Here is a 20,098-nt window from a genome sequence, read left to right on the forward strand (position 1 = left end):
GGTATCGAATGAAACCAAATCCAATAATATCAATGCCATGACTTGGTGCCGCACTTCTCACACTGATATTGATATTCTTGGTCTATGAAAAAGCCAGGCGTGTCTTTGTCGTCTTTAAAGAGCAGGTTTACGATATACTCCACCAACATCCCTATTTTCCACTGCCTTGCTTCTGATTCCGCTTGCTCCTTTTGCTCCTCAACAGAGCTGCTCATAGCAAGGTGTGGAGTCATTGAGTTACAGTTTTCACAGTAGTATGGGTGTTTAATGTACTTACTATCAATCATTTATATAAGCCAATACACATTTATAAAGTTGATTGCATAGTAACAATCTAACGTTGAATTATCTAACTTATTATATTGATCGACGTCTCATGGCATGTAGTTACGCAGCAAGAGGCGACGAGAGTGCCATGGCTAACGTGTCAACTTGCTAATGAAGATTAATTATAAATCGAGCTTCTTAACTGTGACGGAGTATGTCCACATATCAGTATCGCCATCACCAAAGCTCATACTCGCTTCACCACCCTCATGCTTGAGCACGAAGTCTGGCATCTCACTGTAGCTTGATCCACTTTCATAAGTGCATGACATCGTCGCCGATAGAAGAATCGTGTTGTCGTCATCTTCAGAGAGCGTTCCAGTATACGAACACTCATCAACGCTCGTGGTAAGCGTCTGGCCAAGGTAATCAAACTTAACAGATGGAAAGTCGTGCTTTAGGGATTGCTCTTCCACTGCAACGGTCATTTCATAACTACTGCTTGGTAATTCACTGTCAGCGAATACACTGCTTGATAGACCAAGCAGCGATAACGCCAAGATTCTATTTTTCATTAATTTATGTGTTCCTTTTAAACTTGAGGCTCTTTGCATAACGTCATGGTAGAGCCACAAGTTTTTATTACATACGCTTGGGTGGAAACTTCTTTGTCATGCCTTGGCTAGCAGGAGATACAAGCTTATAACCGAGTTTCTCATAAAACACCGGTTCATCAGCAATCATGGAAACATACGATCCTTCCAATGCCACAGACGATAGGTAATTGTCGATGTATTCCATCACTTTTCTACCTAAACCCTGCCCTTGATAGGTTGGATCGACTGCGACATCAACCACTTCAAAATTACACGCGCCATCGCCAACAACACGCCCCATCGCAATGAGTTGGTCACCATCTCGAATAGAAATGCCGTATAAACTATTTGGTAAAGCGATTGTGGCTGCCTTCAGTGACTTCGGTGATAATTTTGCTTTCACTCGCATCTCACAAAACTCGGCTGGATTTGGGACTTTTTCTTCGTAATTGAACGCCATTCTTACTACTCCTTTTAATGAGCTGTGAGAATACACACGGCAACTGTATAAATAAACAGTACCTCGATATTTTGATGAGAATGTCACAATCTAAAGGGCATATCAGCGCCTAAAAGGTGGGGATGATGTCATCCCTTTTCCATCACCCTTGGCAAGCTGGATGTAAATTTACTTCAATAACCCTTGATCGGCGGCCGCTTCAAGTTGAACTTCTAGTTCACTCCACAGTGCCTTGCTGCCTTTAGAAATGCGTTCACCGTTAAATGTCAGTACCTTATCTTTAGATATATTGTGCTTCTTCCAGCTATGGCCGCCGCCATGGATGTTATGAAGTAAAGGTGGCACTCTATCAATCGCTTTACCGAATCGCGCTTCCGGTGACTCACCCGCTTCAAACTCTAGCCATAACTCCAAATATTCGGATCTTAGATGGCTCGGCAATGACTCAAGCAAACGCTCGACACAGTTTCTCTCTTTAAGTTTGTTTTCTTCCGTTTCACTGGCGTAGATGATCGTGTCACCCGCATCGATTTCACCGAGATCGTGTATCAGCAGCATCTTCATCACTCGGGTTATATCGATCTCTTCATTCGCGTAGTCTTTCAACATCAGAGCACTCAAACAGACATGCCAGCTATGCTCAGCGGAGTTTTCATAGCGATCCAGACCAACTGGCTTCGTTTGTCTATGAACATCCTTCAACTTTTCCACTTCAGCCATGAATTGCAAAATGCCTTTGATTTCTTCCACGATACGCTTCCTTAACTTGAATTGATGTTTTAAGTGATGCACAGGGTTACGGTGAAAGTCTTTACCCCCACTGAACTGACATCTTGTAGAAAGAGACTCCCGATTTTTGGAATTCAACGCCTTCAACCTGCATCTCAAACCTTTGATAGAAACCCAAAGCGGTTGTGCGAGCATCACACCAAAAATAACTCACTTTATCCGCTTGTAGATCTTTGATGATGTGCGCGATCACCTTAGAGCCAACACCCTGCCCTTGGTATTCTGGCAATGTAGCGAACTTACGTAGCCTGGCTTGCTTCCCTTGAACGTAAACAGACGCAACACAAACTAATTGGTTATCAATATAAGCACCATAATGCGAGGCATGCTCATCGCCTTCTACCGCACAAAACGACATTGGTTTGTTTGGCCAGAGTACTTGGTGACGAATGGGGAGCACGTTATCCGCTGAAATTTTGGTTATGTCCATGTTGCTCCGGTGCTATTTGGTGTTGGCTTGTAAGATTCAGGTTTATCGATTTGCCATTGGGTGGTCTGGGTTTAATTGCAGAAGATCCCATAGGTTTCCATAAAGGTCTTCGAATACCGCCACTGTTCCGTAGGCTTGCTCTTTCGGCTCTCGAACGAATTTGATTCCCAGAGACATCATGCGTTCATAGTCACGCCAAAAATCATCGGTATTTAAGAAGAGGAACACACGGCCACCAGCTTGGTTGCCGATAAAATCCAATTGCTCGGGCTTGGAGGCTCTCGCTAATAATAAGCTCACACCGTGTGAATTAGGTGGAGCAACAACAACCCAACGCTTATCTTCTTCTGGTAAGTAGGTATCTTCGATAAGCTCAAACTTGAGTTTGTTCACGTAGAAGTCTAGGGCTTCATCGTAGTCTTTTACGACAAGTGCAATATGGACAATATTTTGTTTCATAACGTACCTTGTTATGGGTTAAGCAAGACCAAAATCATGCCATGCCTTTAGTTCATACTCTAGAATAGATTCCTTAAAATAGAGAAAAAGCTTCCTGGTGCGCAGCTTAAAACAAACCATATTGTTCTGAATTACAAGTAATTGGGCGCCTTGTTATAAGCTTCTAACTCGATTGGAGCCTCACCGTAACCAAACACCGCTAACTGCAATAAATACTCCTTAGTAAACGCCTCTATCCCAAGATCTTCCGCCTGTTTTACATGGATCAACTCATGAGCAAACAACAACTTATCTCCTTTGGCCCTATTCGCAATCCAAATACCATATCCGAAAGCCGTTCCCGTAAAATAAGGAGAATCTAAACCCAACCTTTGCATCTGAAAACGTAGCGACTCATTTTCAGGTAATGGCATTTGATCGACATAAAGAACGCGTATTTTTTCTGGATGTTGGATACCGATGTCGCGAGCAATTTTTAGCTGTTGGGGGCGTAAAGGGACACCTTGAGACAAAGCGATTTGCTCATGCTTTTTCACATACTTTATCGAAAGCGGATAATACGCGTCGATCTGCTTAACAAGGTTAGCTGGTGGATTAGCGTAGATATCGGCTTTGTCTTTACAAGCAAATAGAGCGAGTGAAGCCAACAAGAAAGTTGCCGTTTTAAAACGAGTCTTCATATTGGTTGAGCTCCTTTCTTTTCCCGCAGTTAAGACCGCACTACTCTAGAACATAACCTCATGACCTTGTTGCGAGTAACACCCCACATGTCGCCAAAAAGCCGCCCGATACCTTGTTAAGGATGTCGGATGTAATTGACATGTTCCCTCCTTAGAACAAATGCCATTTTATATTCTATACCTTTGGTCAAACGACCAGCTACAGCTGCCAAAAACCGAGTTCAACATCACTTTGAATAACAATGGCACACATTCCGTGACGTGGTAACTCCATTGGTGGAACGGCAACTTCAGCACCCAACTTTTCAGCCGCGTTTACTGCGGCTTCAATGTCTTTTACCAGCGTGTAATGGCGAACGACTGGCTCCTCAGTTTCACGGAGTGGTCCCCTCACACCAATCACTCCACCATTTGAGAGCTTAGCGGTACGAGCGCCACCTAAGTTCACATCGGCATCACTGAACTTCACATCGTAGATCTGCGCGTAAGTTGCACAAACCGAATCTACTTCAGGGGTAACAATTTCAAGATATTGAACTTTCATGGCCTTGCCTTTTGATAAACAGATTTAAGTTAAGCGCTGATGGCTCCACGCATAATGAACTGTGGACCGGCAGCGCCGCCTAGGTACTGTTCATTAGTATCTTCAAAGCCACCTTTAACATAGCAGTTATAAGCTGCGGGATTTTTACAATTAACCGTTAAGTAAATCCAGTCATATCCTTCGTAGTTGGCTGCTAGATAAGGAAATAGCGCTTTCACCGCGCCAGTACCTAGCCACTTTCCTTGTTGGTTTTTATCAAGAGCAAACGCCCTTAAGCCAATACTACCTTCAGGACAAAATTTGTAGCCAGCGGGGTAAGCAACATCAAGCTTAAAGAAGCCCACCACCTCACTGCCATCTTTGATAATGTGTAGATGCGTGGTCTCGCTGCCGTCTGACAAAAAGTCCGTTGCTGTTCCTGCGAATTTAACCTGCTCATCTGCGAGCTGAATTTCGTTAACTTGCTCAATATCAGCATCATTAAGTCTTTCGATAGTGATCATTGTTATTCCTTTATTCGCTATCTAGTCGTGTCTCATTACAAGCGATATTTTTACGAATGCGGCGTAAACCAATCAGATTTCCAAAAGGGTCCTCGACTTGGCACATCGTTAGTCCGCCCTCAATTTCCATTGGACCTCTGTATAACTGAGCCCCAGTTAACTGAAAATGCAAAAGTGACTTATCAAAATCCTCTGTAGACCAATAAAGCACTGTTCCCTTTTTGCCAGAGCCAACTTTCTCATCCGCTTGTACAATCTCAATAGAAAAACCATTGATATCTAGAGTCGTAAAGTCAGAAGACGGATGATAGGTGGCGACAGACTCAGGAAAGGCGGCTTGATACCAGCTGAGTCCCTGCTCGATGTTTGGAACATGAATGAGAATTGCTAGTGGTCTGGTCAAGTTTGCCTCCTGATTGATTTGGGTCTATCACCCTTGAGTCTGCAGCGTCATTGTTAGCTCAGACACCGACTGACCATCAATTCGATAGTAGTCTTCCATTTCGCCGACAACCGTAAACCCCGTTCTCAAATAAAGATTTTTAGCAGGAAGGTTGTTTGACAGTACATTAAGGTCCAGCCAATCAATCGCTTCGCTCTCTCGGCAATATTGAATCGCTACATTCATTAGTTTCGAGCCTAAGCCTTGCTTTCTCACGCTGCTGTCGACACCCATACCAAGTAACACACGGTGAGAGCAGTAATTGCCATTATGATGGCGCAAGTCGATATGGCCACAAATAGCACCATTCGAATCTTTAGCTAACCAAATTTTTCGCCAGCCGTTCGCACCAAACTCAAATTTAAACCCATCAGAAAAGCGAGCCTTATGTGCTTCCGACATTTTACAATCTGACTTTGAGACTGGCTGGAATAGCGGTGTTTCTTCTAATGCGATTTCTGACAACTGTGTATCCAGATACACGAACAAACTTTCTAAGTCAGAGTGTTTTGCTTCTACTATTTTCATTATTACTCCTATTCCAACTTCGCCTCAAAATGGCTGAAATGTTTTATCGCCTTACTCATTGAATTTCGTTAATGCCAAAACTAAAGAATCAACATTAATAAAAACGATACCTCACGTATGAGTTAAAACTCGTCTCTGGTATCCCGAGAGCTCATATCTGGAAAATCGAAATTAAGATTATTATCGTCTTCCAAGATAAACAGAACACGCCCATTCTCAACGCCCGTTTCATTTCTATCTGAACACCCAAGGAATAGTTCCCAGTCGAACGCATATTCAAGACGATACTGGTTATGATTCACATGTTGCACACTTTTGATTTTGATTCCGTTGACCACATGTGCCATATCATCGATGTACGACAGGTCTGGAACCAGTTTGTCCTCAATTTTACTCTTATTGTCAGCTAAAAAATCGGCCAGCTCAGAGCATAGAGCTGAGCCATGAACCAAAGGTTGAGATTTATGGATAAACAACATTTCCCAATATTCCTGTAGCGAGTTGGAGTGAAAGAACAAAGATCAGCGTATAAAATGCGACTTCCAGCCTGTTAGACAACGACCTTTCCGTAACTATTTCTGTCCATATCAACCACCTCAACGGTGATCGATGCTCTGCTGAGGGACAAAGACAGCAATTGCGTCATCACTGTTTCAGATAGCATTACTTTGTCGGTGTCACTTCGGCCAGACAATATACGCACAGTCACATGGATAAAATCTTCTCTTTCTGTACCCGTTTGGTAGTTCTCATAAGCGATACTTCGAACTTTGATATCTCGCCCGTCTGCTTCGAATAACTCTGAGTTCAGTGCTCCTAAAAACACTTTACTGTTCAGTTGCTCGGCATTAATTGTCGACGAGTGCTCGATAATACAATGAGGCAAATCTTGCTCCTTAGGTTAACCTAGTTTTAGTTATGTGCTGCTTTTACTGACAAAATAGAACCGTTAGGCGTTACTGTTACCCGAGCTATTAAACGAGTACATCCGCACTTCATCACGTGGAAACCAGCCTAACTTTTCATAGAATTTTTGAGCGTTAATATTATCGTTATACACGAATAAATGTGTCTTGGGGACACCTACCCCAGCCAATGCGTTAACCGCTTCAGTTACTAGTTGGCAACCTAGATTTTGTCCTCTAAATTCAGTACTGACCGCTAGGTGCTGCAAATATCCACGACGGCCATCCGTCCCTACTAACACCGCACCAACCACGCCTTGTTTAGACTCTGCAACGAAGCTCAAGCCGGGGTTACGCTCGAGATAAGTTGCAATGCTCTGTTTTGAATCTGCATCGCGAATGCTCATACCTTCGGTTTCGCACCATAAGTTAATCACAGAATCATAATCGGCGATGCACATCTCTCGAATATTAATCACTTCACTTTCCTTGTGTCTGTTTGTGTTCATCCTTGCCCTATATGATTACTCTGTTAGCGACTTGGTGAGAAACGCTAATGATGAGTCTAGAGGATAATTCTCAAGCACCATTTGGCATTGGTAGCCATGCTTCTCATAAAAAGGTTTGGCCTGAAAACTTAACGTGTCGACCAGTGATGAAGTACAGCCTTGAGACTGTGCGTACTCTTCTAGGTGTTGCAGTAACTGGCTGCCGACCTGCTTGCCTCTCATTGAGTCATCGACCCAAAGAAACTTGATCAATAGCCAGTTTCCCCAAAGATCCGCAATAACACCACCAACCTTAACACCCTCTTCCATGGCGTAATAACCCACTTGAGATTTAGGTATGCCTTCAAGAAATGGCGTATTGTGTTTGATTAGACCAGTGCGAACTTCGTTTATGTCACTATCTGATGGGTCGGTATCTAATGTGTATTCCATTTGCTAAGTACTCCTAGTCTGTCGAGTTATATAAAATAACTCGTTCATTATTGAAACTTCTGCCGGGCCAACAAGCCAGTCTTCAAATTTTTTTGGCGATCTATTGCGTATTTTGGGGGATGGGTACCTGACGATAAAAAGGTGATGGCACAGGTTAGGGTTACAGTCCATATGGTCGCTAGATGCTTAAAGAGAGATTTCTTCATATGTATTGATGACTTTTATGGTGTCACTTAAGTCATTCTTTCCATTAAACTCATGCTGGATTGCAACAACATCACAACCACTTGCTTTACCTGCTTGAATACCTGCAGCTGAATCTTCAAACACGATAGTCTGTTCTGGTGAAGCGTTAAGCCCAGATAAAGCAAGATTGTATGCTTCGGGATCTGGCTTATGCTTAGTCACATCTTCCTGTGTGATAACTAGGTCAAAGGTATCTTCAAGCTTTAACGAGGTTAAGATATTTTCAACCATCCAAGTTGCCGCAGAGCTCACCACACCGCATTTTTTGCCAGCAAGTTTCAAGCTGTTGAGATAAGCCTTAGCACCATCATTCAATTCAAGTTGCTCACTTAGCATTTGCTCATAGTGTGAACGAAAAGCTAGATTAAACTCTGCCAAACTTGGAGCGATATCAGCATGCTTGAAAAAGTGGTTTGTCACCACCTGCCAACTTTCTCCCATCACCTCTTTGTAAATATTGTGGTCTACCGCTGCACCATAATCTTGACATGCTAATGCTAGAGCTTTGCCTTTTAGAGGTTCTGAATTAACCAATGTACCGTCCATATCAAATAGGTACACTTCATACATTTTCAATTTACTCTCCTTGTGTCATTTGCTCATCATTGTACTTTCTAGTTGTCGCTAATCCTCGAGGTAAGAATATGATCTTCCCATTTCCCTGCGATTTTCAGGTATTTCCTCGCGTAGCCTTCTTTTTCAAAACCAAGCTTAAACAAAACCTTTTCACTCGCTTTATTACGTGGCATATAGGTCGCCATAACTCTATTGAGACCGACAACGTCAAACATGTATCGAAGTGTGACCTCAAGAATTTCAGTCATAAAACCTTTACCTTCATATTTTTGTGCCATGTGATAGCCCAAAAAGCATGCTTGAAAAACCCCTCGAGCAATGGCGGTGTAACTGCAAACACCGACAACTTTTCTCGTTTCTTTGTCGATTGCGACAAATTTAATTTCTTTCCCGCTCTCGAATAACGCTTCACTGGCATGACAAAAGTCTTCCCAATACTCCAAGGTATAGAATTGCTCGTCGCGCATGGGAGACCAAGGAGCTAAATGGCAGCGATTTTCTAGATGATATTGTAAGAGCGATGCCGCGTGTTGCTTACCCATTGCTTCAATCTGAGTTCGTGTCGTTTCTAACATTTCAAGTGCTCATCTTTTTTGGCGTACCAATCCGCATTACTTTGGTTCGTTTTCGCAACCCAATGTATTAGGCTTATAACCCAATGCATCTAAATCGATACCTTGCTCTGACAGTAACTTCTCAAATAAAGGTAATAATGGACCTAGATTTTCATTTAAAGTATCACGCACCGTGTCGACAACAACTTGAGTACCACGCTCGATTTCGATATTGACGAAATTACCTACTGATTTCGATGAAAAGACGGTCATTCGACGGGTTTCTGGGATCAACCAAACCTCAAACCACCCTTCGACTTTATTAACGTCAGAAACGGTTAAGCTTGCCCCATTGATTGCAATATAACCTTTTGGGAATACATATCTTTTCCACTCATCAGGAAGAGCTAAGCGCACGCAGTAGTTATCTTCAATTTCGGATATTTGGATAATCGCGACATTAAAATCAACGTGACCAGAAAGTGGGTGACCGCCAATTTCAGCACCGTCTCTGGCCGCCCTCTCAGCATTCACTGATTGACCAACTTCATAATTGCTTAGCGTCGTAATTAATAGGCTTTGCAGCATGACGTCAAACTTTACCCGAACATCTGACAGCAACTCAGTGACGGTTAAACACACGCCATCAATTGCGATACTGGCACCAATTTCCAAGTCGTCGCAAAAGCCTGTTGGAAACTCTATGACAAACGTTCTTATTCCGTTGTTATCGCTGACTTCAGCAATGTTAGCAACGGTTTGTACAATACCTGTAAACATATCTTCCCTGTTATTGTGTTTAGTGTTGGCACAACGTGACGTTTGACTAATACCCAACGCCACTAGCCTAAATGAAAAGTCTGTTACTCGACACAAAACGGCTTACGCACATAGCTTGGGGTGGTTAATCTCAGGCTTTATGTTTTTTGTAAGCGCGGTGTCGTTCAATTGCTGATTGATTAAGTAAGTTATCGGTGTGCAATTTTCGGGTAGCTCATCACGGTCAAACCAGCGTAACTCTTGGCATAAATGGGGCTCAGCATTCTGTATGTCGCCAGCCCATTCATGGCATAGGTAGAAATAGTGACAAATGGGTAGCTCCGGGTCAGAGACAATCGCGAACAATGTTAAGTTCCCAACGTCAACCGCAACCTCTTCTCGCGCTTCTCGCTCTGCTGCGGTTCTAGGCAACTCCCCTTGCTCTATTCTTCCGGAAGGAAATCCCCAGTATTGGTCGAACGCATCTGTGTTTTGACGAAAGCCGAGCAGAAACTTAGAGCCCGACACAAAGATAATTTGAACTACATTCTTCATGAGTATCACAGTGTCGATTGGTAATATTTGACCATATCGTCTTGATTGATCGCAGGGCCTTCTAAACTCTGTTGATCTTTCATGATCTGTGCCAGTGAAGGCAGAATGGAACGCTCAACTTTAAACGTATCAGACCAAAGCTTGCCTCTCATGACCGCCTTGGCACAATGAAAGTACATAGACTCTACAGCGATTTTAATCACGACTTTTGGGGCTTTCTTCCCGTCAGGACAAGCGGCAAGCAAATTTGGATCGGTATGGATGCTCGCTTTACCTTTAAGACGTACCACTTCATCAATCCCATTAACCATCAGCAGTAATCCAACTTCAGGGTTGTTGATGATGTTTTTTAAACCATCAATTCGATTGTTTCCCGAACTATCAGGTATTAGGACCGTAGACTCATCGACAACCTTAATAAAACCGGGCTCGCCGCCTTTTGGAGACAAATCGCCAAATCCGTGCGAGTCTGTCGTCCCCAACACCGCGAAATGGCAATGATTGATCAAAGTAATCGCATGGGCATCCAGTGCTGGAAGTACTTTATTTTTAGCCCTTTTACTCGGCTCGGCATAAAGCTCATTTAATTGTTCTAATGTTTTTATTTCACTCATTGTTAAGCCTTTTCGTGCACTTTTGTGCATCTAGTTTTTACTATAAATTACAAGTATTTTAATGACTCGCGCAGTTTCTCCATACTTTGGATACCGAGTTCACTACTCTGCCAACCGAACTGATCGCCCTCAAATCTTGGAAAGATATGCAGGTGGTAATGAGACAACTCATTAAACTCACCGTTATTTTGCAAGAATGAAATACCATCAGGTTTAAACGCCTCTTCAATACGTCTATACACCTGCCTAGCGACAGAATGAATTTCAGTAAGAACACCTTCTGGTAGATCGATATAGTTGGCGTACGGATGTGTCGGACAAATCAAAATATGCCCAAAATTAATAGGATTGTGGTCAGCAAAAGCAATCACGTCATCGGATTCATAAACGATGACGGCTTCTATTTCACGACTAACAATTTTTTCGACTATCGTCACTTTAAGCCTCATGAATTCAGTTTTAACGTTAACTTTCTTAAGGGACCAGAAGTCGAGCTATATTACTTTTTAAGTGATTTGTACATGATATAGCTGCTCACGGCCCCTAATTGCGGATGCTTATAGGCCTTAGGAATCGATCCGATAATACTAAAGCCAAGCCTTTCCCAAAGCTTGATTGCCGTTTTGTTCGTCGACACGACGCTGTTGAATTGCATCGCCTCAAAGCCTAATTCAATCGCAACTTGTTGAGAGTGTTCGCACAAAGACCGCGCGATTCCCTGCCCCCTGGCCTCTTCGGAAACCATGTAACCACAGTTGCAAATATGACCGCTTGGACCCATTGCATTAGGCTTTATGTAGTACGAGCCTAAAACAACGTCATTCTCGGTATAGACATAAGTTTTTGATGGCTGTTCACACCAAACCGAAAAGGCTTGTTCCATCGTCATTTCCGGATCAAATGCGTAGGTTTCTTGTGCTTGAATCACAGCCAAGAAAGTAGGCCAAAATGACTCAAAGTCAGATTTAGACATTTCACTGATCATGAATTTCCTCCTGAACCAAATTTATGGCAAAACGGATTCTACTACCGCCAAGTTGACACATTGATGTGGTACTTATTTATCGGAGGCGCCCTGTTAATAATTAGTATGTTATGAAAGGAGATAACAGCAGCACGAGGTCAAAACTGGGTGGTTAAAGAAGTTACACACCTTCGCTAACTGGCTAATATATTTCCGTAACGTACTGACTACCATAGCAAATATGCCACCAATCCGGATAGATGCGGAAGTGCGTAGTGATACACATTATTAACAAAGAGCTACTATTAATAAAACGTTTTTATAAGCCAGTTATTGAGGTAAGCCGAGGACTAACAAGCTCCGACAGCAGATTATCTTGGAGCCTCTTCCTCAGTGAAGTTTGTTTTGAAGGTAAATGCGTAAGGAGAGTCTCCCACTTCTCTAAGGTGCTCCAAACGTTCAATCGCTTCATTAAGAGTTGGGATGTGATCATCCTTAACCCACCAAAGCACATACGTGTCCTCCGCTAAGCGATGAAACCATTCGCCCTTTCTTCGCATAAAGTCGCGGTGATGAGTACGAAACATGAAGTTCTTTAACGCGTCGACCGATTCCCAGACAGACATATTGACGATCATGTTCGGATCATCAAACGCTTTTATGTTGGTAGCATCGCCAGATTCATCTTTAAGGCGCCACACAAACCCTTCACTACTTTCGGCAATGCCATTTACTAATTCCAAATTATCGACGAAGTCTTTAATCTCTGGTGCGTCTAAAGGGTATTTCGCGAGTGCTATATTTAATTGAGCGAGTTTCACAATGCTTCTTCCTTGAATGGATTATGATGGAAATAAAGAACGCTTCCTTGAGCAATAGCTAAGGCGATTCGCTAACCTTAACTTGTCACTGATGCTTCACACTGTAACACGGCAACTACCTGATCGTTCTACAATTAATTTTGGTACACAAACTTGTTATGTAGTCGCTAATAAGTTCTGTCGATTCGAATAAAGGGCTAACTGGAAGAGTGAGATTTAATCGTTCTATATCTGCTGCATCACGGCCCTTCAGTCTCGCAAATTCACTCCAAGAACATTTGTCGACTGTTTCAATAACGTTTGATTCAAATAAGAGTTGAGCAAACTGTTCTGGGCTATACCCCTTAGTTTCTGCAATAAAGTGCTGCGTTTCCGAAGTTGGCTTTAAGACCAAAAGTAAATAAAATTTGGCGACATCATAAACGTGCACGTATTGATTGTTCCCTGTCGACGGAACAGCAACTTGAACCGTTTGTTCAGTAAGAGACTCGACAATTCGCTTTAATTGGCAATTGTCACCGCCATACACCAAGCTTGGGCAGTACACAATATTCCAGTTTGAACTCATCGCATGTTCGATTGTTCTTACGTCTAACTCAACGGCTGTGAGGGGGTTAAGTCTAAACTCTTTAAGATCTTGGTGAGATGCACGGCCAAATAACCAAACTCCCGAGGTGTGAATCTTTATTGCATTTTCACTTGCAAAATTATCAAGCAGCTTGATTAGCCTGGATTCAATATCGACAATTTCACTTGCTGAATACTCTGCCCAATGAGGACGCGCGCAGTTGATAATCACATCAAAGTAATTTTCATACCCTGTCGATACGTTTTTAGAATGAACCGAGCAAGGAACAACACCATTGTCCCTACAGTACCGAAAGACCTCCAAGCCACTTTCTACGAACACTTTATGAACGTGGCGACCAATATAACCACTGGTGCCTGATATCAAAACTCTCATTCGTTCCCTCAATTAAGTGCCAAGCCTTAGGCTTCTAACACTGGTAATTTATTTTACGAAAAAGCTTACATGACATCTGCGATTAGAAGTATCTAGGCAGGGTCCCTTTAAATGCCCTACCATCACTCGTAATGTACATGCAGTCAGAACCTTCAGTCACTGTAAACCCTAACCGCCTATAAAACGTTTTGTCGATATCACTATGTAAGAACAACACCGTATTATTTTGATTCTGGAGTAACTCATTCTTTATCATGTTAATTAACTTTGAAGCATAGCCTTTGCCTCTTAGCTCTGGAGGTGTAGCAACGGAACCAAGCCCGCAGCTACCATCTTCAAGACCAAACATTCCCTGATAAACAATCAAGGAAGATAAGATTTTTTGATGTTCAATAAGCACATACCAAGTTCCCTTCTGATACTTATCACTTTTATTACAACAAGCTAGATACTCATCGACAGATGCGGAACCTCCCCATACATCAAAGCCCATAAGATAAATATCATCTAACTCATGCGTGTCTGCAGTTCTTAAAGTCATCATATTGAATTCCCAAATTCACTTACTGCTATTTTTCTTTCAACACCGCGCTACCTCTGCGTGTCGGCTCCGCGAGATGAAGGTAACGGGTAAATGTGTCCTTTGGGCGTTCTAAATTGTTTTCAGCTAACACTCTAGAAGCCATGCCTCTGTGGTTATTACCGTGTGTGAGCAAGTGGAGAAGGACTTCTTCAACAGACATTGTCCCTATATCACCATCTATGAAGTTAAACTGAATGACTTTCTCTAACTCATCTTTTGAGGCTGACATTGCATACTGCACTAACCGAGTATCGTTATGAGCCATTCGCTCACGTAGCTCTGAAAAGGAAGGCGTTTCAACCGTATTATCAGCAGTGTATTTTTCCGGTTCTCCTAGGATTCGACTTGTAAAAAGACTATCCACTACAGTCGTATGATTCAGAATTCTTAAGAAAAATATGCCATCATTTTCCGGCAGTTTTGAAAATTGTCTCTCTCCAAAGTCGAGTAGCTGACTATTTGCCCATTTTTTGTATTCAAATGCTTTAGCAAACTGCATTTATTTGTCCTTTTTGGTTTGATTGACTCCCGTGCATTAAGAATTCCATAACCTTTGAAATCAAGCAAATCAACTGTGGAGTTTTAAAGTCCCAACTCTTATCCGCGCACGGGAACGGGGTCACACTTGGTTTGAAAACAAGTGCTGTAGCTTAAAGTTCCGATCGCTTGCACCCTATTTAGGGTTGCGGTATCAAAATAATGTTCTAAATGATTGCTCACGTTTTATGGTTATCAGGTTCTTTTGCAATGAGGAAAGCATCGCTTCGTACAAGAAATTACCCATACTGATGCGCTTCACGCCAAGAGCCTCTAACTCTTTAAAATTTGGTAATTCAGGAACACACATGACATTTATGGGCAGCAATGTGCTATCTACAACGGCTTTAATATCATCGGTTCCTTTGATACATGGAAGAAAAACTCCATCAGCACCTGCTTGCTGATAGGCTTGGATTCTTTTGATGCTCTCCACTAGAGGCTCTTTTACATCCATTAAAAATGTGTCAATGCGGACATTAATGAACACTTCTAGGTTGGCTTTGTTGAGCATACTTTTAACTTTTCTCAACGTTTGCGAGAACATCATCCAATCACAAAGTCGCCTCTCACGATTAACGACTACGCTATCTTCTATATTGATTCCGACCACGCCAACATTCACCAACTCAGTAATATTTTCATAGATTGCCTGCGGTGTATCTCCGTAACCTGATTCAATATCCACGCTCAGAGGTAGATCTGTTGCCTGTGCAATAGCTTTTACCGCCGATAGTATCTCTTCAAATTCGATATTTTCACCATCATCAAGCCCGTGACTGCGTGCAATCGCTGCACTCGATGTCCCAATCGCTAAAAAGCCGGTTTGCTCTGCAATTAAGGCGCTTGCTACATCCCAAACATTACAAATAACGAGTGGTTTTGATGCGGTATGCATTGTCTTAAACATGTCTGATACTCCTTAAAGTGTTTTGGTTTCAGACATAGGCTAGCAACAGGCATAACAAAGAACTCGCCAGTTTCGGAAGTGAATAGTAAATTTATACCCCAGACTCTTTATGTACCGAACAAACAATAAGGCTATCGAATATCTACTCGGAGGGGGGCTTTACCCAAACCACATTTTCATTTGAGGTTGGTATTTCAAACCAAGACCAGAACAACGCTAGCATATCAGGAGTCATTTCATACGACTTTCCGTTCAGATCTGCGTTGCGCTTCAATGCCCTCAGCTTACATGTCTCGAACGATACATCGAGATAATGAACTTCACTTTCAACACCGACAGTCGATGCCCATGTTATAAAAGCATCGCGGTGCGCTTTCTTCCAAAAGCCAAAATCGAAAATAACAGGGACATCAAGAGAAAATAGCTGAAGCGCAGATTCTTTAAATAAGTCTTGTAGAGTAGCAAGCCGTTTATCGAAGACATCGCGCTCCATATGCTCGCCATATAGAGGAATCATCCACTCATCAATCGAGAAACAAAAAGCGCTATGTTTGTCTGCAAGCTGCTTGGAATAAGTCGTTTTACCGGAACCAATGAAACCACATACGAAATAGATTTTAGCCATAATTTCTCGTCAGTTTTTGTTGTTGGATGATTAGTAGGACGCACCATTAATCTTACGAACAGGAATACTCGAAAGCATTTCAATATCGGCCATTCTCATATTTACTGCCAAAATATCCTCGGAGCATTTCTCCGTTGTTACATAGTGCGTCAGGCACCCACATGAGTTACAACGGTGAAACTCTACTTCTTTGTCTCCCCAACAGTAAAAATCCGTATCTTCCTTCATACTGATTTGAACTTGGTCTGGAGAGAAGTACGCCCAAGCTGCGGCATAACGACGACAAATCGAACAATTGCACTCACCAACCTCCTCAGGGAGTGAGTCCAACACCAAGCTAACATTACCGCAGTGACACTTTAACTCCATTTCTTTCCTCTTGAAGAAACTCAACATGCGTCTAAGCGTTGGACCTTTTGAATCATTCGCTAAAGGCTTATCAGCCTTGTGGCTCTGAAAGCTTAACACTCTCATTTTCAAGGAGGTACTTCAAATGCCCGTCATAGAAATTATCTCTTTCACAACCGTGTTGTAACGCCTTTTTATAAATTGAAGCTACAAAGATATCCGCTGCGCTAAAATCCACCCCCACAGCGAACCCTGATTTAAGGCAAATCGACGTACTTAACTTTTCTAGACATTGCATAATCCAGTCTCCACGCAGTTCGCGCTTTGACTGCTCACATAACTGCGGGCGTAGAAATCGTAATACTGTTCTATTTTGAGGAGAATGGATGCTGCTATTCACGTATTCACAAACTCGACGAATGTGAGTTTTTTCATCTAGGTTTTTTCCAAACAAACTCGGATTAGGAAAGCGTTCTTCAAGGTACTCAATGATTGCCATCGATTCAGAGTAAATTAAACCATCAACCGAAAGTGCCGGAACATAACCAAACGGATTTATATCGAGGTATGTTGTCGTTAGTTCATTAGAGCTAACTTCAATTCTATCGTAAGCTATGCGCTTGAAATTGAGCGCCCACTCTACCCGTTCAGAGCTATTCGAGCCCTTTGCGCTATATAACAAAATTGCCATCCCCACTCCTTCAAAATGACATTTGATTGGAACCAGTTTGAGAGTAACTACACAATGATACAGCTACCTGTTGGAATCGCCTCCAGGCGTTCTCCCAATACTTCTTTTAACAACTTATATGCTTTTTTTCCGGTGCAATGCCCCGTGTAGAGCTTATCAATTGGATACTCTGATAACGCAAGTCCAAGGTCTTTGATGTTTTTCGTAGTCCCACCAATGCTATCAAATAAGGGTAACCCCACTAAATGAAAGCCCCCGACAACGGCTTTAATTCGTTCTTCTGGAAAATGAGTAACCGCGGTATCGACCATATTTAGGACACCACTATGCGCACAGCCAGTAAAAATAACGATGCCGTCTTCCTCTTTGATTACTAACAAAAGCTCATGATCGAATGAGTCCTGCTTCCATTTGTCCTGAGATTTTGTGTAAAGGTACTGATTCCCTTTTGGCTTTTCGTATTTATCGCTGATATCAGTAATGATAAATACGTTACGCGCAATCTCGGTCGTCTTATTCACGAATTTCAAACGACCACTACTATTTTTCAGTAAATCCGGATTAATACCGACATTATTTTTAAAACCATAAGCACGGAAGTAGTAGCTACGCTCATCACTGTGTTTCAAAAACACATTGGCATTAGAATTATGGCGAACAAAATCGATGGCGCCATTACAATGGTCGTGGTGTCTATGTGATATAACGGCTAGGTCTACGTCTTTGATCTCTACGTCGAGTAAAGGCGCATTTTGACAAAAAGTACCGCCACCTCCCATATCGAATAACATGCTTAGCGACTCAGTTTTGATATGCAGTGACAACCCGCGTTCAACAGCTAAATCAGGCCTACTGTCTAAGCGATTATTATCAACTAACGTCGTTATTTTCATCGTTTCTCTTATATTTTTTGCCCACTCTTCAGAGCGCAAACATCAATGCAACTTTGGTGCTAATTTCCTTGTGGCCTTGGCTCCGTTGCAGCCTTGAGTACTACATAGGCAAGAAAACCACTTATGACAAAGCCATTGCGTAATAGCCATCGAGTGTAAACTTTTTATTGCTAGTCACACATATTTCTACGATCACTCGTATAAGTACATTTCATCATGTATGTCAGATAAAAACTCTGTGAGCTCCCACTCAAAACCCGCTTTATCGTAAAAGTATGCTCGCTTTCGATGCGTTTCTCTTGGAGCATATATACCTCGACGATAGCCTTGTTCGACAAGTTTAGTTTCTATTGTTTGTAGATTTTGTACAACTAAACCAATATGGTTGACCCCATGGTTCTTATACGTTTCTTGCATAGCTCTTGGTGCGAGCGAGTCTAAGTGAGGCTCTTGAAGAGCGAAATAGCTTTGCTCATTTCCAACATGAACCCAACGATGGCGGCCAGGGAGGTCCACATCTTTACGTATTTTAAAGTCAGGGGCGACAATACTAAGAAACATCAGGGTTTCATCAATATCTGGAACAGTAATGTTTAAATGCTCTATCTGAGTCATGCTAAATAATCCTCTAGTTAGTGATACGAATAACAATCGAAAACATTCTGTTACTTCAACTTAACTTGAGGTCAAGCAAACTTACTCAGTAATACGATGCTAAGCGACTGAGTGAGAATTGCTACTACTGTCTTATCAATTCTTAGCTCACTTGAAGCCATGTCAACGAAGCTCGGAAACTACTTTTCGCTAATCAATAACCGTTGCTTTCAAAGTGTATGAAGAACATCAAAAGGTCGACATCATTGGCTTTCGTCACTCTAAATTTGTCCCCAACAATGCGAGAAACAGCAGACTTCCAGAAATATAGAGCCGCAGAGTTTTCTAACAACACTCGAATTTGCCATTTGCCTGTAAATACAGAAACGACCTGTGCTAAGGCTTCCTTGCCAACACCTTGCCCTTTAAATTTTCTGAGTACAAAAAACTGTTCAATATCATAGCTCGATAAATCACTAGGATAACGGCGAACCAATACAAACCCTGCGAGCTCGGCATCCACATAGATGAAATAGGGAATATGATCTTCTCGCTCCCAGTACACGTCAAACTGGGAAGAGTCGTAGCTGAATTTGCCCTCATTGTTAGGGCTCCACTTCATATACTCGGTCATATCGTATATGTAATAAGAGAACAAGTTCTCAAGCACTTTCCGTTCTTGTTCTTTAATCTCAATTAATTGTACTTCCATTGAAGGGCCTACCTATGAAATAAACAAGTTCAACTATGCTAATGAACGGGCTTTAGCGTCAACCTATTGCCTTGTCGAAAGTGGGCAAACCTTAAATGTTTTCTAACCAACTGACTTTCGACTCATTGTAGATATTTACATCTGGTTTTAGCTCACCTAACAAATCTAAGTCTAGGCAGCCGAGATGTAGAATATTTAACCCTGCGTATTTTGGATTTGAATTGAATATCGGTGTGCCACATTCACCGCAAAAGTGTTTTCGCGCATTCTCCGTCACATCACAAAACGATAAATCACCAGTAACCAGCTCAAAGTCTGTCTGCAGTACTGCAACGTAAGTTGAAAATGCAGCTCCATTCATTTTTCGACATAAATTACAGTGACAATTGACGATACGCTTAAAGTCACCAGTGACTTTAAACTGTACAGCATTACAGAGACAACTTCCTAAAACCATTTAATACCTCATTACTAGCGTTTAACTGAGTCACCCAAACACTTTCGTATGATCCGCACCAGAAGTTTTGGACACTGAGTTAAGTGAGTACAATCACTAACGAGGTGAACAATGACAACTAAGAAAACACGAATTAAACATGCTCCTGAAT

34 protein-coding genes are annotated in these 20,098 nt (G+C 42.1%); all 34 read right to left on the minus strand.

The features are described from left to right. Positions 1 to 29 precede the first annotated feature (29 nt). On the minus strand, positions 30 to 287 hold the full coding sequence (locus tag F0251_RS22750) for a hypothetical protein (protein ID WP_105057110.1): 258 nt from the start codon (positions 285 to 287) through the stop codon (positions 30 to 32). Positions 288 to 449: 162 nt separating this feature from the next. After that, positions 450 to 842, minus strand: coding sequence for a hypothetical protein (locus F0251_RS22755; protein WP_116870521.1), 393 nt, complete (start codon positions 840 to 842; stop codon positions 450 to 452). A 67-nt stretch (positions 843 to 909) separates the two neighbouring features. Continuing rightward, positions 910 to 1,323, minus strand: a complete 414-nt coding sequence (locus F0251_RS22760) for a GNAT family N-acetyltransferase (RefSeq protein WP_061031371.1) — start codon at positions 1,321 to 1,323, stop codon at positions 910 to 912. 168 nt (positions 1,324 to 1,491) lie between these two features. Further along, positions 1,492 to 2,073 (minus strand): HD domain-containing protein, encoded by a 582-nt coding sequence (locus F0251_RS22765; protein ID WP_105057108.1) that lies wholly within the window; start codon positions 2,071 to 2,073, stop codon positions 1,492 to 1,494. Positions 2,074 to 2,134: 61 nt separating this feature from the next. Next, positions 2,135 to 2,542 (minus strand): GNAT family N-acetyltransferase, encoded by a 408-nt coding sequence (locus F0251_RS22770; protein WP_171731879.1) that lies wholly within the window; start codon positions 2,540 to 2,542, stop codon positions 2,135 to 2,137. Between the two features lie 42 nt (positions 2,543 to 2,584). Beyond that, positions 2,585 to 3,001 (minus strand): VOC family protein, encoded by a 417-nt coding sequence (locus tag F0251_RS22775; RefSeq protein ID WP_061031374.1) that lies wholly within the window; start codon positions 2,999 to 3,001, stop codon positions 2,585 to 2,587. Between the two features lie 131 nt (positions 3,002 to 3,132). Then, the gene (locus tag F0251_RS22780; RefSeq protein WP_105057106.1) at positions 3,133 to 3,681 is read right to left on the minus strand and encodes a hypothetical protein; all 549 of its coding nucleotides are present in this window, start codon (positions 3,679 to 3,681) and stop codon (positions 3,133 to 3,135) included. Positions 3,682 to 3,880: 199 nt separating this feature from the next. Next, positions 3,881 to 4,225 (minus strand): VOC family protein, encoded by a 345-nt coding sequence (locus F0251_RS22785; protein WP_105057105.1) that lies wholly within the window; start codon positions 4,223 to 4,225, stop codon positions 3,881 to 3,883. 29 nt (positions 4,226 to 4,254) lie between these two features. Next, positions 4,255 to 4,728, minus strand: coding sequence for a GNAT family N-acetyltransferase (locus F0251_RS22790; protein ID WP_171731880.1), 474 nt, complete (start codon positions 4,726 to 4,728; stop codon positions 4,255 to 4,257). Between the two features lie 10 nt (positions 4,729 to 4,738). Further along, positions 4,739 to 5,131, minus strand: coding sequence for a VOC family protein (locus F0251_RS22795; RefSeq protein WP_171731881.1), 393 nt, complete (start codon positions 5,129 to 5,131; stop codon positions 4,739 to 4,741). 27 nt (positions 5,132 to 5,158) lie between these two features. Continuing rightward, complete coding sequence (locus F0251_RS22800) at positions 5,159 to 5,698, minus strand: GNAT family N-acetyltransferase (protein WP_171731882.1); 540 nt, start codon at positions 5,696 to 5,698, stop codon at positions 5,159 to 5,161. A gap of 122 nt (positions 5,699 to 5,820) precedes the next feature. Continuing rightward, a complete protein-coding gene (locus F0251_RS22805) occupies positions 5,821 to 6,177 on the minus strand; it encodes a hypothetical protein (protein WP_116870515.1) in 357 nt (118 codons plus the stop codon). A gap of 71 nt (positions 6,178 to 6,248) precedes the next feature. Continuing rightward, positions 6,249 to 6,584 (minus strand): 5-carboxymethyl-2-hydroxymuconate Delta-isomerase, encoded by a 336-nt coding sequence (locus F0251_RS22810; protein ID WP_116870514.1) that lies wholly within the window; start codon positions 6,582 to 6,584, stop codon positions 6,249 to 6,251. A gap of 63 nt (positions 6,585 to 6,647) precedes the next feature. After that, on the minus strand, positions 6,648 to 7,082 hold the full coding sequence (locus F0251_RS22815) for a GNAT family N-acetyltransferase (protein WP_102425903.1): 435 nt from the start codon (positions 7,080 to 7,082) through the stop codon (positions 6,648 to 6,650). A 45-nt stretch (positions 7,083 to 7,127) separates the two neighbouring features. Further along, the gene (locus F0251_RS22820) at positions 7,128 to 7,544 is read right to left on the minus strand and encodes a GNAT family N-acetyltransferase (RefSeq protein ID WP_171731883.1); all 417 of its coding nucleotides are present in this window, start codon (positions 7,542 to 7,544) and stop codon (positions 7,128 to 7,130) included. A gap of 186 nt (positions 7,545 to 7,730) precedes the next feature. After that, positions 7,731 to 8,360: an HAD family phosphatase gene (locus F0251_RS22825; protein ID WP_171731891.1), complete on the minus strand. Its 630-nt coding sequence runs from the start codon at positions 8,358 to 8,360 to the stop codon at positions 7,731 to 7,733. Between the two features lie 44 nt (positions 8,361 to 8,404). After that, on the minus strand, positions 8,405 to 8,941 hold the full coding sequence (locus F0251_RS22830) for a GNAT family N-acetyltransferase (protein WP_171731884.1): 537 nt from the start codon (positions 8,939 to 8,941) through the stop codon (positions 8,405 to 8,407). Positions 8,942 to 8,977: 36 nt separating this feature from the next. Then, positions 8,978 to 9,700, minus strand: coding sequence for a riboflavin synthase subunit alpha (locus tag F0251_RS22835; protein WP_171731885.1), 723 nt, complete (start codon positions 9,698 to 9,700; stop codon positions 8,978 to 8,980). 102 nt (positions 9,701 to 9,802) lie between these two features. Next, entirely contained in the window at positions 9,803 to 10,234 is a 432-nt protein-coding gene (locus F0251_RS22840) for an NUDIX domain-containing protein (RefSeq protein ID WP_171731886.1), read from the minus strand. Positions 10,235 to 10,239: 5 nt separating this feature from the next. Next, a complete protein-coding gene (locus F0251_RS22845; protein WP_105057843.1) occupies positions 10,240 to 10,848 on the minus strand; it encodes a pyridoxamine 5'-phosphate oxidase family protein in 609 nt (202 codons plus the stop codon). Between the two features lie 47 nt (positions 10,849 to 10,895). Further along, positions 10,896 to 11,297, minus strand: coding sequence for an HIT family protein (locus tag F0251_RS22850; RefSeq protein ID WP_171731887.1), 402 nt, complete (start codon positions 11,295 to 11,297; stop codon positions 10,896 to 10,898). Between the two features lie 50 nt (positions 11,298 to 11,347). Next, complete coding sequence (locus F0251_RS22855; RefSeq protein WP_061031389.1) at positions 11,348 to 11,833, minus strand: GNAT family N-acetyltransferase; 486 nt, start codon at positions 11,831 to 11,833, stop codon at positions 11,348 to 11,350. A 350-nt stretch (positions 11,834 to 12,183) separates the two neighbouring features. Further along, on the minus strand, positions 12,184 to 12,633 hold the full coding sequence (locus F0251_RS22860; protein ID WP_132942140.1) for a DUF3291 domain-containing protein: 450 nt from the start codon (positions 12,631 to 12,633) through the stop codon (positions 12,184 to 12,186). Between the two features lie 115 nt (positions 12,634 to 12,748). Then, entirely contained in the window at positions 12,749 to 13,597 is an 849-nt protein-coding gene (locus F0251_RS22865) for an NAD(P)-dependent oxidoreductase (protein WP_171731888.1), read from the minus strand. An 82-nt stretch (positions 13,598 to 13,679) separates the two neighbouring features. After that, a complete protein-coding gene (locus F0251_RS22870) occupies positions 13,680 to 14,138 on the minus strand; it encodes a GNAT family N-acetyltransferase (RefSeq protein WP_171731892.1) in 459 nt (152 codons plus the stop codon). Between the two features lie 28 nt (positions 14,139 to 14,166). Next, positions 14,167 to 14,679 carry a DinB family protein gene (locus F0251_RS22875; protein ID WP_008217703.1) on the minus strand — a complete coding sequence of 171 codons (513 nt, stop codon included), beginning with the start codon at positions 14,677 to 14,679 and terminating at the stop codon, positions 14,167 to 14,169. 192 nt (positions 14,680 to 14,871) lie between these two features. Continuing rightward, positions 14,872 to 15,627, minus strand: a complete 756-nt coding sequence (locus tag F0251_RS22880) for an isocitrate lyase/phosphoenolpyruvate mutase family protein (RefSeq protein WP_102413587.1) — start codon at positions 15,625 to 15,627, stop codon at positions 14,872 to 14,874. A 142-nt stretch (positions 15,628 to 15,769) separates the two neighbouring features. Further along, positions 15,770 to 16,252 (minus strand): ATP-binding protein, encoded by a 483-nt coding sequence (locus tag F0251_RS22885; protein ID WP_171731889.1) that lies wholly within the window; start codon positions 16,250 to 16,252, stop codon positions 15,770 to 15,772. A 30-nt stretch (positions 16,253 to 16,282) separates the two neighbouring features. Further along, on the minus strand, positions 16,283 to 16,621 hold the full coding sequence (locus F0251_RS22890) for a GFA family protein (RefSeq protein ID WP_102349925.1): 339 nt from the start codon (positions 16,619 to 16,621) through the stop codon (positions 16,283 to 16,285). A 70-nt stretch (positions 16,622 to 16,691) separates the two neighbouring features. Then, positions 16,692 to 17,291 (minus strand): glutathione S-transferase family protein, encoded by a 600-nt coding sequence (locus tag F0251_RS22895; RefSeq protein WP_102425783.1) that lies wholly within the window; start codon positions 17,289 to 17,291, stop codon positions 16,692 to 16,694. A gap of 47 nt (positions 17,292 to 17,338) precedes the next feature. Beyond that, positions 17,339 to 18,184: an MBL fold metallo-hydrolase gene (locus F0251_RS22900; protein ID WP_137408500.1), complete on the minus strand. Its 846-nt coding sequence runs from the start codon at positions 18,182 to 18,184 to the stop codon at positions 17,339 to 17,341. Between the two features lie 192 nt (positions 18,185 to 18,376). Next, positions 18,377 to 18,799 carry a VOC family protein gene (locus F0251_RS22905; RefSeq protein WP_102425725.1) on the minus strand — a complete coding sequence of 141 codons (423 nt, stop codon included), beginning with the start codon at positions 18,797 to 18,799 and terminating at the stop codon, positions 18,377 to 18,379. 193 nt (positions 18,800 to 18,992) lie between these two features. After that, on the minus strand, positions 18,993 to 19,490 hold the full coding sequence (locus F0251_RS22910; protein WP_004741060.1) for a GNAT family N-acetyltransferase: 498 nt from the start codon (positions 19,488 to 19,490) through the stop codon (positions 18,993 to 18,995). A 91-nt stretch (positions 19,491 to 19,581) separates the two neighbouring features. Continuing rightward, positions 19,582 to 19,947 carry a GFA family protein gene (locus F0251_RS22915; RefSeq protein ID WP_171731890.1) on the minus strand — a complete coding sequence of 122 codons (366 nt, stop codon included), beginning with the start codon at positions 19,945 to 19,947 and terminating at the stop codon, positions 19,582 to 19,584. Positions 19,948 to 20,098: the final 151 nt, after the last annotated feature.

Source organism: Vibrio sp. 070316B (genome assembly GCF_013114115.1).
Taxonomy (GTDB): domain Bacteria; phylum Pseudomonadota; class Gammaproteobacteria; order Enterobacterales; family Vibrionaceae; genus Vibrio; species Vibrio chagasii_B.

Bases quoted from the DNA above. Each gene is read 5' to 3' on its own strand.
- F0251_RS22780 (WP_105057106.1), bottom strand. From the start codon at position 3,681: ATGAAGACTCGTTTTAAAACGGCAACTTTCTTGTTGGCTTCACTCGCT.
- F0251_RS22755 (WP_116870521.1), bottom strand. From the start codon at position 842: ATGAAAAATAGAATCTTGGCGTTATCGCTGCTTGGTCTATCAAGCAGT.
- F0251_RS22840 (WP_171731886.1), bottom strand. From the start codon at position 10,234: ATGAAGAATGTAGTTCAAATTATCTTTGTGTCGGGCTCTAAGTTTCTG.
- F0251_RS22870 (WP_171731892.1), bottom strand. From the start codon at position 14,138: ATGACTTTAAGAACTGCAGACACGCATGAGTTAGATGATATTTATCTT.
- F0251_RS22885 (WP_171731889.1), bottom strand. From the start codon at position 16,252: ATGGCTAAAATCTATTTCGTATGTGGTTTCATTGGTTCCGGTAAAACG.
- F0251_RS22800 (WP_171731882.1), bottom strand. From the start codon at position 5,698: ATGAAAATAGTAGAAGCAAAACACTCTGACTTAGAAAGTTTGTTCGTG.
- F0251_RS22900 (WP_137408500.1), bottom strand. From the start codon at position 18,184: ATGAAAATAACGACGTTAGTTGATAATAATCGCTTAGACAGTAGGCCT.
- F0251_RS22830 (WP_171731884.1), bottom strand. From the start codon at position 8,941: ATGTTAGAAACGACACGAACTCAGATTGAAGCAATGGGTAAGCAACAC.
- F0251_RS22915 (WP_171731890.1), bottom strand. From the start codon at position 19,947: ATGGTTTTAGGAAGTTGTCTCTGTAATGCTGTACAGTTTAAAGTCACT.
- F0251_RS22760 (WP_061031371.1), bottom strand. From the start codon at position 1,323: ATGGCGTTCAATTACGAAGAAAAAGTCCCAAATCCAGCCGAGTTTTGT.
- F0251_RS22910 (WP_004741060.1), bottom strand. From the start codon at position 19,490: ATGGAAGTACAATTAATTGAGATTAAAGAACAAGAACGGAAAGTGCTT.
- F0251_RS22820 (WP_171731883.1), bottom strand. From the start codon at position 7,544: ATGGAATACACATTAGATACCGACCCATCAGATAGTGACATAAACGAA.
- F0251_RS22835 (WP_171731885.1), bottom strand. From the start codon at position 9,700: ATGTTTACAGGTATTGTACAAACCGTTGCTAACATTGCTGAAGTCAGC.
- F0251_RS22790 (WP_171731880.1), bottom strand. From the start codon at position 4,728: ATGATCACTATCGAAAGACTTAATGATGCTGATATTGAGCAAGTTAAC.
- F0251_RS22855 (WP_061031389.1), bottom strand. From the start codon at position 11,833: ATGATCAGTGAAATGTCTAAATCTGACTTTGAGTCATTTTGGCCTACT.
- F0251_RS22750 (WP_105057110.1), bottom strand. From the start codon at position 287: ATGATTGATAGTAAGTACATTAAACACCCATACTACTGTGAAAACTGT.
- F0251_RS22875 (WP_008217703.1), bottom strand. From the start codon at position 14,679: ATGCAGTTTGCTAAAGCATTTGAATACAAAAAATGGGCAAATAGTCAG.
- F0251_RS22785 (WP_105057105.1), bottom strand. From the start codon at position 4,225: ATGAAAGTTCAATATCTTGAAATTGTTACCCCTGAAGTAGATTCGGTT.
- F0251_RS22850 (WP_171731887.1), bottom strand. From the start codon at position 11,297: ATGAGGCTTAAAGTGACGATAGTCGAAAAAATTGTTAGTCGTGAAATA.
- F0251_RS22865 (WP_171731888.1), bottom strand. From the start codon at position 13,597: ATGAGAGTTTTGATATCAGGCACCAGTGGTTATATTGGTCGCCACGTT.
- F0251_RS22845 (WP_105057843.1), bottom strand. From the start codon at position 10,848: ATGAGTGAAATAAAAACATTAGAACAATTAAATGAGCTTTATGCCGAG.
- F0251_RS22890 (WP_102349925.1), bottom strand. From the start codon at position 16,621: ATGGAGTTAAAGTGTCACTGCGGTAATGTTAGCTTGGTGTTGGACTCA.
- F0251_RS22905 (WP_102425725.1), bottom strand. From the start codon at position 18,799: ATGACTCAGATAGAGCATTTAAACATTACTGTTCCAGATATTGATGAA.
- F0251_RS22770 (WP_171731879.1), bottom strand. From the start codon at position 2,542: ATGGACATAACCAAAATTTCAGCGGATAACGTGCTCCCCATTCGTCAC.
- F0251_RS22880 (WP_102413587.1), bottom strand. From the start codon at position 15,627: ATGTTTAAGACAATGCATACCGCATCAAAACCACTCGTTATTTGTAAT.
- F0251_RS22805 (WP_116870515.1), bottom strand. From the start codon at position 6,177: ATGTTGTTTATCCATAAATCTCAACCTTTGGTTCATGGCTCAGCTCTA.
- F0251_RS22895 (WP_102425783.1), bottom strand. From the start codon at position 17,291: ATGGCAATTTTGTTATATAGCGCAAAGGGCTCGAATAGCTCTGAACGG.
- F0251_RS22775 (WP_061031374.1), bottom strand. From the start codon at position 3,001: ATGAAACAAAATATTGTCCATATTGCACTTGTCGTAAAAGACTACGAT.
- F0251_RS22825 (WP_171731891.1), bottom strand. From the start codon at position 8,360: ATGTATGAAGTGTACCTATTTGATATGGACGGTACATTGGTTAATTCA.